Here is a 912-nt window from a genome sequence, read left to right on the forward strand (position 1 = left end):
TTGCGATCCCTGGTCCGAGTGATGGAGCAGGGCGTCCGCCTTGCCGCGGCGCCAGACGGCCATCATCAGGGCGTCCATGACCAGCGTGGCATCCCTATCGGCCTTCATCGACCAGCCGACCACACGGCGAGAGAACAGGTCCAGCACGACCGCCACATACAGCCAGCCCTGGGCGGTCCAGATGTAGGTGAAGTCGGCCAGCCACTTCTGGTTCGGATGATCCGCTTCGAAATCCCGGTCGAGGATGTTGTCGGCGATGACCGATCGTTCCCCATCGTCCCCAGGCTTTCCGCGCCGTTTTGGGCGTGCTTTCAATGCGTTCTGGCGCATCAGCCGCTCGATCCGGTGAAGGCCGCAGATCAGACCCTCTTCAAGGACATCGTGCCAGACCCGGCGGGCGCCATAGGTCCGGTCGCTGGCCTTGAAACTCGTGTCGATGGCCGTGACGAGCTTCGCATCAAGGATCGCTCGGTCGCTGAGAGGGCGGTTCAGCCATGCATGGAAGCCCGAGCGTGAGACCTCCAGAACCTCGCACAGCCAGCTGACCGGCCAGATATGCCGGTGCTTCGCGATGAAGGCGAACCTCATGTCGCTTCCCTCGCGAAGAATGCTGCGGCTTTTTTTAGGATGTCACGCTCCGCCTTGAGCTTGGCGACCTCTTTCTTCAGGGCTGCGATCTCTGCCAGCTCGGCACGCTGCTGGCCATTGCCGGGGAACGCCGTGATCGGGGCCACTGCGGCCTCCCGCATCCACCGACGCAGCACGCTTTCGGCCAGATCCAGATCTCGGGCCGCCTGCGCCACCGCAACGCCCCGATCTGTCACCAGCTTCACAGCCTCAAACTTGAACTCCTTCGTGAACTTCCGTCTTACCATGTCCGATCTCCAGGTCCTTGGTCACGATCTTATCTTC

1 pseudogene is annotated in these 912 nt (G+C 62.3%); it reads right to left on the reverse strand.

Features of this window, described 5'->3' with window-relative positions:
- Positions 1 to 875: pseudogene (locus NHN26_RS17355) on the reverse strand (IS3 family transposase); the annotation flags it as partial.
- Positions 876 to 912: the final 37 nt, after the last annotated feature.

The sequence above is a fragment of the Rhodovulum tesquicola genome (assembly GCF_024128855.1).
Lineage (GTDB): Bacteria > Pseudomonadota > Alphaproteobacteria > Rhodobacterales > Rhodobacteraceae > Rhodovulum > Rhodovulum tesquicola.